Consider the following 13,541-nt stretch of genomic DNA (forward strand, 5'->3'; position numbering starts at 1 on the left):
AAGCAAAAAAGCCAGCTCTTTTTGCTGGCTTTTTTGCTTTCTATAAAATTGTTTAAATAGCATGCATTTAATGGAGATACTATATATGAATAAATTTAAAAGAGCCGTATTTTTGCTTTATATTCTTTTCGCAACTTTACCATTTTTATACGGGTGTAGTTATACAAACAGGTATTTTTCGAATGAGAAGGAAGTTGTTTCCGCGCGAGGATACGATGAAACCCAGGCAGCATCGGAAAAAAAATCTTCCGTAAAAAAAGAAACAAAATCGGAAGCCGCAGCCGAATATAAAAGACTTCATATGTCGGATAAACAGCATGGGCTTGTTCTTATCGATAAAAACCTTCCTTCGGAACCTCAGGTAGGGCAATTATTCGACTATGTTATCACGATAACCAATGTTTCAGGCCAGAAGCTGATGGATGTAAAGGTAATCGAAACGCTTTCAAATAATTTTGAAATGAAAAACGCCACTCCAAAAGCTGATATAACAAAGGAAAATGTTATACAATGGAACATGGGAGAATTGTCTCCGGATGAAAACAAATCATTTCGGGTATTTGGTATTCCGGTGAAAGAGGGATCCATATCTTTCTGTACGGATGTCACCTATAATCTGCCTCCATTCTGTTCCATTGCAAATGCAGTACAGCCAAAGTTGCTGCTTACCAAAAATGCGCCACCGGCGGTATTGATTTGTGATGTGATACCTTTTACGTTTGTTGTGCAGAATTCAGGAACCGGATATGCCAAAAATGTCGAGATAAAAGAATCTTTGCCTGAAGGTCTCAAAACGCACGATGGGCTTTCCAATGTTGTATTGAAAATTGGTACTCTTGCTCCAGGTGAATCAAGGACGGTTACATTGGACGTAACCGCCGATAAAACAGGAGAGTACCGTAACGTTGCAACGGTAGTTGCCGACACTGGATTAAGCGCTGAATCTAACAAAACAACCACTGTTGTGCAAAAACCGGAATTGCAGATTACAAAGAAAGGGCCTGGCAAGATATACATCGGACGTGATATAACATACGACATAGCAGTGAAAAATGTAGGAGATGGTAATGCCGGAACAACGGTAGTGGAGGATACAATACCCGCAAATGCAACATTTTTAAACGCAAGTTCCGGCGGTGTACTGTCTGACGGCTCTGTCGTTTGGAACCTGGGTACATTGTATTCAAAAGATACGAGAAAGCTAAGTATTACCTTGCGTCCTAACGGACTTGGGTCTGTATTAAACAGGGCCACTGCCGAGGCAGTCTGTGCGGATGCCGTATCGGTAACAGCAGCGACTGATGTCTTAGGTATTGCTGCTATATTGCTGGAAGTAGTTGATGTACATGACCCGGTTGAGGTTGGGGAGGACGAAACTTATATTATTACGGTAACGAACCAGGGATCTTCCCATAGCAAGAATGTTAAAATGTCATGTACGCTTGAGGACGAGATGGAGTATGTGTCATCATCGGGCGCAACCGGTGGTAGTCTTTCAGATGATGGCAAGGTTTTCAGCTTTGATCCGCTACCAAGTTTGGCTCCAAAGGCAAAGGCAACATGGAAGGTTGTTGTAAAAGCACTAAGCGAAGGGGATGTACGGTTTAAAGTTTCGATGCAGGATGATCGCCTTGACAGGCCAGTAGAAGAAACAGAGGCCACTACTTTCTATAAATAAAAGTGCCGAATAACAGTTCGTTGTCGGTGAATTGTTTTTCCACGTTTTTAATCAGTATTTTATTAAGAGATAACCGTCCTTCCTCATTTCAAGTGAGGAAGGATTTTTATCTTTGTCCAATACAAAGATATAGTCAAACAAATCCGATTTTAGGCAACACTTTAGCCTTTTGAAAAATTCATGTAGTGCGACGAGGTTCGTCGCACTACATGAATTTTTCGTTCTCGCTACCAAGCTCTGCAGACGGGGTCAAAATTAACTTTGTTTGTCTCAAAAGTGGGGATGAACTACTATAAACCCCCGTTTTTACTCATATTTTACCGTTTTTCATCAACAAAGTGGGGAGATTAGACCCATAAAACAAAGCAAAATTACCCATTTGGCCAAGTATGTCCGGTTTGGGAACGAGCGTTTTTACCTTTTCAAAAATCTAATCTGTTGCAAAAATTCCAATAATAGCGATGTTTGCCGCGCAGTTTTTACACAGTCGCGCCATCTGCGCCTTAGTGGTTATGAAGCACTTCGTTTGAAAAGAACCTATATAAGCACAGACGGAAAAGATATGAAAAGAAGCCATGCTCTTTATTCAGGCAGTCTTGCCTTACTAATCATTCTTGTGTTAATTGCAATAGTACCTGCTAATAGCATTGTGTCTGCGGCAATGGAGACTTATGCTATTAAATCAACGGGCAGTGTAGTTACGGCAATATTCCTTCGCAATACCCCGGAAAATGGCTTATCACCGGAAAAGATACAATCCGTATTGAAAGAAAAAGGACTATTTGATTCGCGAAGAAATCCTTTAGGAAAAGGAATTACCCACGCGTATGAAATACAAAAAGCGGGAAAAGTTGTGCATGACCGGGTTGTTCATATTATATGGCAGCAATCCGGTTCACAAAAAAAAATGAATTACGCAGGGGCAAAACACTATATTTCTAAACTAAACAGTGACCAATTTGCGGGTTATAACGACTGGCGTTTGCCAACCACCGAGGAAGCCATGTCGCTAATGCAATCAGTAAAGAAAAAGTGCGGATTAAACATCGATGAGGTATTTGATCCCCTCCAGGAAAGAGCCTGGACTTCAGATATAAGAAAAGAAGGGACGGCATGGGTTGTCAGGTTTGATTCGGGATATTGCGACTACACCTATACAGATGCCAACATCAAATACCACGTTCGCGCCGTAAGGTAGCAAAGAAAGAGGGGCATCGGCTCCCTTGCGAGAGAGAGGCTGATTGCGAGGATTAAAAAACTCGTATGATCCTGCGGAGCGCTGCGTACCTATAATTGGCCAATGACGAAGCACATTCTAATTACAAAGCATAAGATTCAAATCCTATTCAAAACATTACAAAGCTTTAATTCTTTGAAACCGTAGTGACGAAGCATTTGCGACAAACGGTTGCTGCTCGCTATTCACGTAATAGCTAATTCCAATAAATTTTCAAGTAGTGCGGCGAGGTTCGTCGCACTACTTGAAAATTTCCAGTTTCAAAAGACAAAGATGTTGCGATAAGTTACTAATGCATTCCCTTACAAAATGTGGTTGCCTGCCCTTAGGCAGCTTTTTCACCATAAAGGCGGCGCGTGCATTTTTTTCTGTATTCATGTATGAGTGAAAGGGTGAAAGGCAGGACGAATATGGACGTCACAAGGCTGCATGAGAGGCTGATTGCGAGGATCAATCCAAGGCTTGAGACCCCCCGGTGTGAGGCTAACGCCAAAGACCCAAATCCTATTATGGTTGTGAGTGAAGATATGATGATAGCCTTTCCCGTGCTGGTTTGATGTATCCAAAGGCCTTCCTTTTCATTTAACCGCATCATGGTGTGGATGCTGTTATCAATGCTGATGCCCAGTATTAGTGGAAATGCGATTACATTTGCCGGGTTTGGCTGAATACGGAACAATTTCATAAATCCGATTGTCCATAAAATCGTCAGAAGCAGGGGATAAAGGGTGGTCAGGGTAAGTATTATATTTCTATAGGTTAAGAGGAGGATCGAAAAAATAATAGCCAGTGTGTAGCCTCCGGCGATCAAAAACCCCCGCTTGATTAATCTGTTTGTATCATAAATCTGAAATGGCGCACCAGTAGCTTCAGGCTGTATACTCCGTATTTCAGATACAAACTCGCCCAGTTTTCCTTCCGTCCAGATGTCTTCTTTGGGAAAGATATATACCATGTTTTTCCCCGTTTTCCCGACAAATCGTTCTTTCAGGCCGTAGGGCAAATCGTCTATGGTCATGGGTTCGGGAACCATTCCATGCTTCAGGTATTCAAGATGTTTGCGAATAGTCCGTTGTCCTTTGGATAATCTTTCCACAATTTCTGCTTCCGGCAAAGTTTCTGCATTCCGCAAAAAGGTATCTATTTTGTTGTTAAGGATGAGGAGGCGGTCGGCAAGGGGACCGCTACCCTCTTTCAGCAGCCCCATATTTTTGCCGAAAGTGAGCCGGAATCGCAGCCGTTCAAGAATGGTTTTCAATTCCTGATATCGTATCGCATCGCCGGCATTCCCGGGAATGGGTATAGTTTGTGCGAGGGCTTTCAACTCTTTTATAATGCCCACCTTTTTTTCCTGCTCGTCGGGAAGCACCGAAGCAATGCTTTCTACCTTTCCCACGCTTTTGAGCCGCAGGAGCTGTTCGGACACCCTCTCCGCTTCTTCAGGAGTATCTGCGACAATCGCCCCAAACCATGTGGCAGTGCCGGTTGATTGAATAATTTTTATTGCGTATCGGGTCGATTCCAGGTTGGGTGGCAGGAGGTTCAGCAGATTGTCGTCAAATTTTATGTGCCTTACAAAGAAGCATGAACCAATTGCAAACAATATGGAAACAATCGTCAGGGGGACTTTGCATGAAACTACTATACTGAACATCCAGTTTTTTACCGGTGTACATAATGAAGCCGCCGGAAACATTTTTTTCTCTGCAGTAATGAATTTGTCACATAAGATGATAAGCGAGGAAAGCAAAAACAGCGTGGAGATCAATGCGAGCAAAATGCCCGTTCCCGCGATTAGCCCTAGCTCGCTTAATCCTTTAAAATCGATTAACAGAGTGGAGTAAAACGATATTGCCGTGGTAACAGCGCCCAGGATGATGCCTTTTCCGGTATTTTCCATTGATTTACATAATGCGTCCCTTTTCTCATGACCGAGCTTCCTGCATTCTGTGTAACGTAACATGAGGTGGATGCTGAAATCTATTCCCAGACCGATTAAAACAACGGCAAATACAATGGAAAAGAGATTTAAGTACCCTATTGCCAATGTTGTAAAGCCAAACGTCCAGCTTATCGAACACAAAAGGGTGAGCATGCCGAGTAACGGCATTACGATTGAATTGAACGAGATGATAAAGAGTATAGCAACTCCCACAAGTGCGGCAATGGAAATGTATAACATTTCTTTCTGAGAAATTTCCATTTCGTCGGCTTCCATAGCAACGGTTCCTGTAAGGCCGATATCGACTCCGGGACACATTTCTTTTGCTGCTGCAACTTGTTTTCTGATAAAACTGGTGGAATCCGTACCCGTCAACAATCCGTCAATATCATTAACCGTTATCTCCATCAAGAGAATGCGTCCGTTGTCAAAGAGATTATAATATGCGGTATCCGGCGAATCGCCGAAAGCCATAGCAGCGGGGGAAAAAGGTATTCCGCCGTGAGCTTGCATCGCTGTTTGCAATGGAGATTCCGGCATGACATTGTTTTCACGGAGGTTGTTATTCATGTCCTGAAGAAGGGCGATAAGCCTGTCGATGTCTTCCGTGATGTTGCTGTCGTCTGTTGTTTGTGCATGGGTTTTCTGCGTCAGTGAATGCTCAAATTGGGCGAAAATATCTTCGTATTGGTATGCTTGGGGTAGTTGCGCCCTGTTTTCCATGGTATGTAACAAATCTGTTTTTATTTTGAGAAGTTCTTCAACATCAAGATAAAAGAGCCCCTTTTTCTCAAAATCTGTTTTGTTCACTTTATAGAAAATGTTTTTAATAAGGCGTGGACTGTTCTTTAGCCTTTTTGCAATTTGTTCCGCAGCGTTAATAAGAGCATCCGTATTATCTGATTCCATTACGATGATATGGTTATCAACCTGGCCAAATTCGTCCATTAGTTTCAGGAATCTTTTATTATATTCCTTTTCTTTTGAGATAAGGGAGTTTCGGTCAGGGTTAAATGTTAAATACTTCACCGTATAGAGCGAAGAAATGAGCGTAAGCAGGAGGGCAACGAATAATACTATTTTAGGACGGGAGCACGCAATGGCAGCGATTTTTCTGGCAATGATTTCAAACACCTTGCAATCTCCGTATCTTAACCATCAATGACGAAACAGCGCTTCCGATGTAGAACAACACTGCAGTGGACAAGTCAGTGCTTTGAAAAGAAGGTGCAGCAAAATAAATTGAACTATTTTTATAGAAGGTGTTTAACATTTTTTTCTCTTTTTCAGTTAGTGCGGGAAATATTCAGTACAACATTTGTTTTATAAGGGCTATATTATTACACAATGCCTTATCTATGAAATACCCATACAAATACGTATTGTATATTTCTACCCTATAATAATGAATAACTTCAACTTAAAAATGAGTAACAATGCCGTCTGCCCGAAATACATGCAGAATAACAACCGGTAATTTCTTTGCATTTTTTGGAAAAATATTTAATGGTGAATTCCGGATTTTTGTAACAATTTAGTTTTTTGAAAAATGTATTACCTATAAGCTCCGCAGGAGCGACCTGTCTCTTGTAAATCCATATTAAACAGGTCTGCCGGAATACGTACAGGCCGCTCCTACGGAGCTATTTACTCTATTGAATTTTATTGTGCTACAAACAGACCGCCCCTAACGGGGCGACATGGTATTTTTTCTATACCGTGAATTTTTTAAAAAGTTAAAATGTTACGAATTTTTTATTTTTTGTCTGTTTGGTTCCGGCTTGTCCATTTTAGGGGGGCTGCCATAAAACACATATATATGAACTATTACAAAAATAATTGTAAGAGCAGGGTATTTATAGTATCTTTGTTCCGATATGAAAAAGTGCGTTATTAATGCCGATGATTTTGGAAAATCTGATGCCGTGAATGTATGCGTGGAAACAGCGTTCAGGGAAGGTGTTTTATCCAGTGCCAGCATAATGGCGGGGGGGCTGGCGTTTCCCGGAGCCTGCAGCATTATTAAGGGGAACCCCGGACTTGGCGTGGGCATTCATCTTACACTGCTCCAGGGGCATTCGGTGTTAAAGCATAAGGATATTCCCGGACTTGCGGATGTTAAGGGAAATTTTTGCGAAAACCCTTTCTTTGCAGGGATGAATCTTTTCTTTAAAAGGGGAATTGCGGATCAGATACGACGCGAAATCAGGGCTCAAACAGAAAAGGCTTTAGAGTCGGGAATATCTCTGGGGCATTTGGACGGTCACTTAAACATACATCTTCATCCATCGGTAATATGGCATGCAGTGGAATTATGCAAGGTATATAACATCCCCTATATCAGGATACCCCGTGAGCCTCTATTTATGAATTTGTTCGTATCGGGGAAGAAGTTGTTGTATAAAATAAGCCATAAAATTATTTTTGAAATACTCGCCCGCAGGGCAGCGCCGTTACTAAAGGAATACGGCATCGGACATATTCCCCTGGTAATAGGCCTTCTGGAATCGGGGAATATTACGGCTGATTACCTGAAGAAGACCCTTCCGGGAATTGATAAGACGCCTTTTGAAATATATTGTCATCCGGAGCCAAATAATGCTGACTTCAGCGCACTTATGGATAAGGATGTAAAAAAATGTATTGTGGAAAATGGTATCAGGATTATTACTTATAGAGAAATAAAGGTGCAACAATGATAAAAACGTTCGGGTTCCTGTTTTTCATGCTCATAGCGCAAGCCTTCGGGCACACCTTCTTGAGCAAAGGGATGGTTGGGATAGGAGAACTTACCGCATACAGTGTAAGGGAAATACTTTTTTACGCCCTGGTTGTCATGAGAAATCCATGGATCGTTTTCGGGATATTTTTTCATGCGATCGGATTTTTTTCATGGATGTATATTCTTTCTTTCTCGAAATTAAGCCTGGTGCTTCCACTGACGTCTCTCTGTTATATAATGACCGCCTTTTTAGCTACATTCATGCTCGGAGAAGAGGTTAGCCCTCTCAGGTGGGCAGGGACCGCAGTGATAGTATTTGGCGTTTACCTTGTTACTCAGGGTTGATTTGAGCAATCGTTCCGTCTTTGCCAAGGACAAATTTTTTATTTTTCCAGGTAATTTTGTTGCCGCAAAAACTCAATAACCATGTATAAAATCCCAAAAATTCCTGTATAGGAACGAGCAAATACACCCATGAAAATGGAATCTTGCTCAGCAGGGTTCCTGTTAGGGTAATGCTAAGAAAACGCAGAATGATTGCCGTGCCAAAAAGAGAGATAGCGGGGAGAGAAAAAGAGGTAAAAAAACACAATAGCAGCGACCAGACAGAACCAAAAGATATGCCAAATAAAAAATATCCGACAGGTTCTGAGACCCTGTACGTCTTGCATAATCGTAATTGACGTACAAAATAATTCTTAAAATTCGATTTCCCGACAACGGTATTTACCAGAATTGTTGAGAGCGTAACGGGATTTCCGTTTTTACTGATTTTGTTTCCGAGATGGTAATCATCCGCCAGCATATTGCCTAACGCTTCGTACCCGCCAATCGATTCCAGCGACTGTTTTGTAAGAAACATTGAAGCCCCAAAACCGTAATTTATCCCATGAAAAATTTTTGCCATACACACGCCCTGGAATATATCAGAGAGTATGGTGATAACCTCGAGGTGCCCCCCGATCCCTTCGTTGTGTATTCCCCGATACAAATTGGTGACCATGCCGGCGTTCTTTATGTGGGTCAACGATTGCAGGAAGTCCTGTGGTACTAATACATCGGCGTCGGAAATATTAATGATATCATACCGTGCATGTTCCGTAAGGGTAATGAGTTTCCCCACCTTTTCGTTTGAATATTTCTTATGGTTGCTGCACAGGATTATTTTGCAGATGCCGGGAAATTCATTTTCCAGCTTTGTTAAAATGCCATAGGCGGGATCGTCTTTTGAACTGACACCAAACAGAATTTCTATGGGAATGGCTCTTAAATCAAGGAAGGATTTGATATTGTTGTATAAATTGTATACCTCGCCGGTAATGGGTTTTAAAAAACTGATCCCCTCGAAATGAGGCATCTCTGTTTCCTCTCCCTTCTCTCTGAATACCGTCAAAGTACATAAAAACGCAGCAATATAATAGGTAAACGATAAGAATGTGAGTATGGAGAAGCAATATACGGCCATGGTTGATTAACGATGCATCATTATAAGCAACAAAAGGATAAAATTACACACGACGGAGATCGTTTGCAATACGGAAGGTAAAATAATTACATTTTACAAGCACTTCCTGAACAACAATGTTTGGCAAAAACCTCTCCGGTTTCTAACTATTTGTTATTATAGACCTTGCACGTGGTTGTATGTTTATTTTTGCAAAGTGTTGATAATACAAAAAAAAGATTGCAAATCAAATAAAAAAATGCGTTAATTTTAAACATGATGAAAAAGACACTTTTATTAAATCCACCCTGTTTCGACCAATTTGACGGCGGCGCCGGCTCCCGCTATCAGGCTCGCAGGGAAGTGCGTTCCTTCTGGTATCCCACGTGGTTGTGTTATACCGCGGGACTCATCCCTGGAAGCAAAGTAGTTGACGCACCGGCGCAAGGGCTGCAGATTGATGAGGTCGTTTCCCTTGCAGGGGACTATGAGCTGGTTGTGATGTACACAAATACCCCTACATTATCCATTGACAGGGAAACTGCCAAAAAGATAAAGGCGGCCAATCCGGAATCGGTCATTTGTTTTGTTGGTCCGCACGTTACTATACAGCCGGAAGATGCGTTGCGTGAGGACAGGATTGTGGACATTGTTGCAAGGGGGGAGTTCGACATTACCGTTAAGGAACTTGCGGAAGGCAAAGCGTTGCAAGAGGTGAAAGGGATAAGTTACCTGAATGGTTCGGGCGTTGTTCATAATGCTGACCGTGGATTTACTACCGATCTGGACTCCCTTCCCTTTGTTACGAAAATCTATGAGCGTGATTTGAACTATAAAGATTACGAAATCCCTTATTTGCGCTATCCGTACCTGTCGATTTATTCCGGACGGGGTTGTCCCTCACAATGTATTTACTGTCTTTGGCCACAAACGATGATGGGACATCAGTATCGCGTAAGGAGCGTTGATAATGTTATCAGGGAGCTGATGTATTGCAAGGAACGGTTTCCCGAAGTGAAAGAGATTTTTTTTGACGACGACACATTTACCGCAAACAGAAAAAGGGTGCAGGAGTTTAGCCGGAAGGTAAAGGACCTTGGAATTACATGGTCTGCCACATCAAGGGCAAACCTCGACCGCGAAACGTTACAACAGATGAAGGAAGGCGGCCTCAGATTGCTCGTAGTAGGCTATGAATCCGGCAATGATGAAATTCTGAAAAACGTTAAAAAAGGGATTACGATTGATCAGGCCAAACGGTTTACCGGCGAATGTAAAAGTCTCGGCATACAAATTCATGGCACTTTTATGCTGGGATTGCCGGGGGAGAACAGGTCTTCAATGGAAGACACCATCCGATTTGCCATAGAGATGGACCCTGACACGATGCAGGTATCTATAGCATCGCCTTATCCGGGCACTGAATTTTATGATTATTGCGAAAAGAACGGATACTTAAAGACCGGCACTATGTTAAGTTCTTCCGGACATCAGCTATGCAACATAGAGTATCCGGACCTCCCTGCAGAAGAAATCATCCTCTGGACGGAAAAATTCTATAAAAAATTCTACTTCAGACCACGCATTATTCTGAGAATAGTAAAAAAAATGCTTCAGGACCCCGTGGAACGGAAAAGAAGATTAAGGGAAGGGCGGCAGTTCTTCAAAACAATGCGCTCGCGCAGAAAATATACGAAAAAAAGCTGCTGAGCCAGCGGTTTTGTATATCTCTCCATCCGTTTTTGAAATCACAGGCTATTTGCAATAATATTACGGTAAATTAACCTATTGGCGCAATGTAGGAGCGTACCATGAAAACAAAGATGACCATGGTTTATTGGAAGGGTGAAAAATATTGGCCTGGAAAACTTCTTGAGCGCCCGGAAATTATGACACAGGGCGAAAGGCGTTTGTCCGTCAGCTTATGAATAGCATGACATCTAGTTACTGTATCATCATAACTCGCACTAAATGGAACGATGTGGCAAGCATCCACCATTGATACAGAAATGGTAGCATCTATTCTCATTCCAGAAATACAACAAGTGTTGTTGTAGATTTTTGGTATTTCTCTTTTAAACAAACAACATCTTAAAAAAATCCCTTCCTCATTCTTTTGCTCCATTAAGTTCTTTATTTCTTGCCTGTATTCTTCCGATGGTTCGTTTAAAATTTTATTCTCAATATCATTAAATAGTTTTTGATGCCCACCTGACGAATTACCAAAATTGCATTAAGTTTCAGGGAAGTATTTATCCAATAAAAACTGCTGTAATATTCCATTACTTTTTTATCATTCATTAAAGCAAGTAAATCTTCATCTGTAACAGCAAAATCAACTGCTGCATTTAGGTTTGCAAAACTTCGCAGGGATGCAGAGAGTTGAAGAATATTTTCAAAGCCCGGTTTTGGAATTAGTTTCCAAAACTTATCGCTTGTTAAATGATAAAATGGTAATGCAAATCGGCAATCGTGATTTGAAATAACCAATAAACTCCAATTGGATTTGAATAAAGCAACTAATTCGGGACTGATGTAAATTCTTTGGGAGTTGTTTATTCCGATCTGAAATGTTTGTAATATAGAAAGTAGAAGAATGGGTTTATGCGGAGCAATGCCGTGTGCTCTATCTATTCTTAGTTTTTCAAATGCTCTGAGATATTTCTGTAATGTTTCTTGCACACTTGTTATGTTGTTATTTGCGTTAGGGATTGTAGCGGAAATCCTTTTTGCAGCGCTAACAGGTCTTGGATTAACTCCACATCCTTTGGCTCCTGCTTGCAGGACTTTTTAAGCAGGCCTGCCTCTTGTTTGAATTTTTCTTCTTGTTTGCTCACTTCAATTTGAGTTTTGAATATGTGATTATAAATTTGGGATACTTTGGTTTTGAAAAAACTATCTCTGAACCAATAGTATTGAATCAGCACCATTTCCTGATGTGTGATTAATTCAATGCATTCGGTAGCCTGTATTGTTCGCTGTGCTTTTAAAATTCGTTTTAAAATTTCAACTCGTGTTTCAAATTTGTAAGGACCCCAAAAGTTTTCTTTTATTTCACAGTTCCGCCTGCGTTTATCTCTCCAGATTTCGGGGTTGTCTCTTGTTTCAATTAAAAAGTTTCTGATGTCTGCCATGGATTGTAACCCTGAACCCGCAGGGAGTCGTGTAATGTTTATGCTGAATAGCTCCAAGGGTTTTCCATTGGGATTTTGCTTTCTTGAATTTGTTTCGTATTTCGTGCTTCGTATTTTTTATCTCATGCTATGCTGGCTTGCAAAAAATCAGTCTACATGTGCCATTCCACCTAAATGGCTTTGCAGGGTGTCATACGACGCGTAACATTTCCTGGCGAAACGTACCTGCCAATAAAAGCCTGCCTTTTCCTTCGATAGTATTTCAAAATGTACCTTGCGTTTCTGCAAATGATCCATCATCCGTTGAATGTTTTCCTCTTCACGAAAACGGAGAAGAAACTCTTCCCTGATAAGTTCTCCGTCCGCAGCCTTTTTCACACTTTCGTAAATGGGTTTTAATAATGCTTCACCCAGGGCAGTAAAATCTTTAGGGTTTAATTCATGGGATTGCTCATAACGATACATAGCTGCCCGGATTATACGATGAGTAAAGTATTCTGACGCTATTTCCGCCATGAGTGGAGCGTTGCAGCGTATATCGCGCAGGCATGACCCGAAAGTAACATATTTCAGGGTCTTTTCTTCTTTACACGTTGGTTTGAAAACAATACCCTCGCTGCCTGCATCATCTAATTCTTTAACAATCTCTTTTAGGGCAAGGATATCTGCAGAAGAAAAACGCCCGAATCGCCTTACGGTAGGCATGCCATATTTATCGAAGATTCGTAACCGCTCTTCAACAGGAAGGTTTCGAGAAGTATTTTTCAGCATTAAATCAAAGGCAAAAAAGCGTATATCTTCCTTAACGTAAGGGGGACATTCAATATTGTAAGGATTATCGGGACCCGCAAATTCCCCGCAAACAATTAGGTCGGGGTGATCGGCAAATATTTTTTGTATATCCAGAAAATCAGCTATCCTGTCTGTAGAAAAGGGGCAAACATATCCACCTCGTGAAAAGACGAGTACTTTTCCCCGGATACAAACAATTCTCACATTATAACCATCAACCTTTTCTTCAACATAAAAAGGTTGCGCATACGCATTCTTTAATCCGTTCTCCAGATGCAATATTCTTGCAATCCTTGGAAAGTCAAAAATAATGCCCGCACAGGTAACGATTGAGCATTTTCCCAAAGGGCCGACCTTTCTCATTATCCGGTAATAGGAGATGCCATCATACTCTTCTCTGGCAACATCATGTTTGTCAATAGATTCCTGCCACCGGTCTTCAGAAATGCCTGCTTTTTTGATGACTTCGGTTAATGACATAGTGAAATATCCGAAAAAAAAGGGGTTAAAAATAGCGGCGGAATGAAGCCTCTGTCTGATAAAAAGACCTTGAAAATATTCGATACATGATGTTACTTAACACCAAGCCTTT

Annotated in this window: 10 protein-coding genes; 5 read left to right on the forward strand and 5 right to left on the reverse strand. The window is 41.3% G+C overall.

Annotated elements, in window-relative coordinates; translation table 11 throughout:
* Positions 1 to 85: 85 nt before the first annotated feature.
* Positions 86 to 1,678: a DUF11 domain-containing protein gene (locus M5U24_RS05140; protein WP_230405722.1), complete on the forward strand. Its 1,593-nt coding sequence runs from the start codon at positions 86 to 88 to the stop codon at positions 1,676 to 1,678.
* 526 nt (positions 1,679 to 2,204) lie between these two features.
* Positions 2,205 to 2,876 (forward strand): DUF1566 domain-containing protein, encoded by a 672-nt coding sequence (locus M5U24_RS05145; protein ID WP_169703188.1) that lies wholly within the window; start codon positions 2,205 to 2,207, stop codon positions 2,874 to 2,876.
* 364 nt (positions 2,877 to 3,240) lie between these two features.
* Here M5U24_RS05145 and M5U24_RS05150 read toward each other — a convergent pair whose 3' ends face one another.
* Positions 3,241 to 5,991, reverse strand: coding sequence for an MMPL family transporter (locus tag M5U24_RS05150; protein WP_099324965.1), 2,751 nt, complete (start codon positions 5,989 to 5,991; stop codon positions 3,241 to 3,243).
* A 743-nt stretch (positions 5,992 to 6,734) separates the two neighbouring features.
* On the opposite strand from M5U24_RS05150, the gene M5U24_RS05155 reads away from it, so the two are divergent.
* Both M5U24_RS05155 and M5U24_RS05160 read left to right on the forward strand, forming a co-directional pair.
* Positions 6,735 to 7,556, forward strand: a complete 822-nt coding sequence (locus M5U24_RS05155; protein ID WP_099324966.1) for a ChbG/HpnK family deacetylase — start codon at positions 6,735 to 6,737, stop codon at positions 7,554 to 7,556.
* Positions 7,553 to 7,924 (forward strand): EamA family transporter, encoded by a 372-nt coding sequence (locus M5U24_RS05160; RefSeq protein ID WP_099324967.1) that lies wholly within the window; start codon positions 7,553 to 7,555, stop codon positions 7,922 to 7,924. Before M5U24_RS05155 ends, M5U24_RS05160 begins: the two co-directional genes overlap by 4 nt.
* Here M5U24_RS05160 and M5U24_RS05165 read toward each other — a convergent pair.
* Positions 7,911 to 8,936 carry a ceramide glucosyltransferase gene (locus M5U24_RS05165; protein WP_157820492.1) on the reverse strand — a complete coding sequence of 342 codons (1,026 nt, stop codon included), beginning with the start codon at positions 8,934 to 8,936 and terminating at the stop codon, positions 7,911 to 7,913. The genes M5U24_RS05160 and M5U24_RS05165 overlap by 14 nt on opposite strands.
* A gap of 363 nt (positions 8,937 to 9,299) precedes the next feature.
* On the opposite strand from M5U24_RS05165, the gene hpnJ reads away from it, so the two are divergent.
* Positions 9,300 to 10,733, forward strand: a complete 1,434-nt coding sequence (gene hpnJ, locus M5U24_RS05170; protein ID WP_099324969.1) for a hopanoid biosynthesis associated radical SAM protein HpnJ — start codon at positions 9,300 to 9,302, stop codon at positions 10,731 to 10,733.
* 456 nt (positions 10,734 to 11,189) lie between these two features.
* Here hpnJ and M5U24_RS05175 read toward each other — a convergent pair whose 3' ends face one another.
* The 3 genes from M5U24_RS05175 to M5U24_RS05185 form a co-directional block, all read right to left on the reverse strand.
* On the reverse strand, positions 11,190 to 11,705 hold the full coding sequence (locus M5U24_RS05175) for a hypothetical protein (RefSeq protein ID WP_298201764.1): 516 nt from the start codon (positions 11,703 to 11,705) through the stop codon (positions 11,190 to 11,192).
* Between the two features lie 5 nt (positions 11,706 to 11,710).
* Complete coding sequence (locus tag M5U24_RS05180) at positions 11,711 to 12,157, reverse strand: hypothetical protein (RefSeq protein ID WP_099324971.1); 447 nt, start codon at positions 12,155 to 12,157, stop codon at positions 11,711 to 11,713.
* A 147-nt stretch (positions 12,158 to 12,304) separates the two neighbouring features.
* Positions 12,305 to 13,429 (reverse strand): RNA ligase, encoded by a 1,125-nt coding sequence (locus M5U24_RS05185; protein ID WP_298201766.1) that lies wholly within the window; start codon positions 13,427 to 13,429, stop codon positions 12,305 to 12,307.
* Positions 13,430 to 13,541 lie beyond the last annotated feature (112 nt).

This window comes from Candidatus Kuenenia sp. (assembly GCF_027493735.1).
In the GTDB taxonomy this organism is placed as follows: Bacteria; Planctomycetota; Brocadiia; order Brocadiales; family Brocadiaceae; genus Kuenenia; species Kuenenia stuttgartiensis_A.

Bases quoted from the DNA above. Each gene is read 5' to 3' on its own strand.
- hpnJ (WP_099324969.1), top strand. From the start codon at position 9,300: ATGATGAAAAAGACACTTTTATTAAATCCACCCTGTTTCGACCAATTT.
- M5U24_RS05155 (WP_099324966.1), top strand. From the start codon at position 6,735: ATGAAAAAGTGCGTTATTAATGCCGATGATTTTGGAAAATCTGATGCC.
- M5U24_RS05165 (WP_157820492.1), bottom strand. From the start codon at position 8,936: ATGCCTCATTTCGAGGGGATCAGTTTTTTAAAACCCATTACCGGCGAG.
- M5U24_RS05180 (WP_099324971.1), bottom strand. From the start codon at position 12,157: ATGGCAGACATCAGAAACTTTTTAATTGAAACAAGAGACAACCCCGAA.
- M5U24_RS05185 (WP_298201766.1), bottom strand. From the start codon at position 13,429: ATGTCATTAACCGAAGTCATCAAAAAAGCAGGCATTTCTGAAGACCGG.
- M5U24_RS05160 (WP_099324967.1), top strand. From the start codon at position 7,553: ATGATAAAAACGTTCGGGTTCCTGTTTTTCATGCTCATAGCGCAAGCC.
- M5U24_RS05140 (WP_230405722.1), top strand. From the start codon at position 86: ATGAATAAATTTAAAAGAGCCGTATTTTTGCTTTATATTCTTTTCGCA.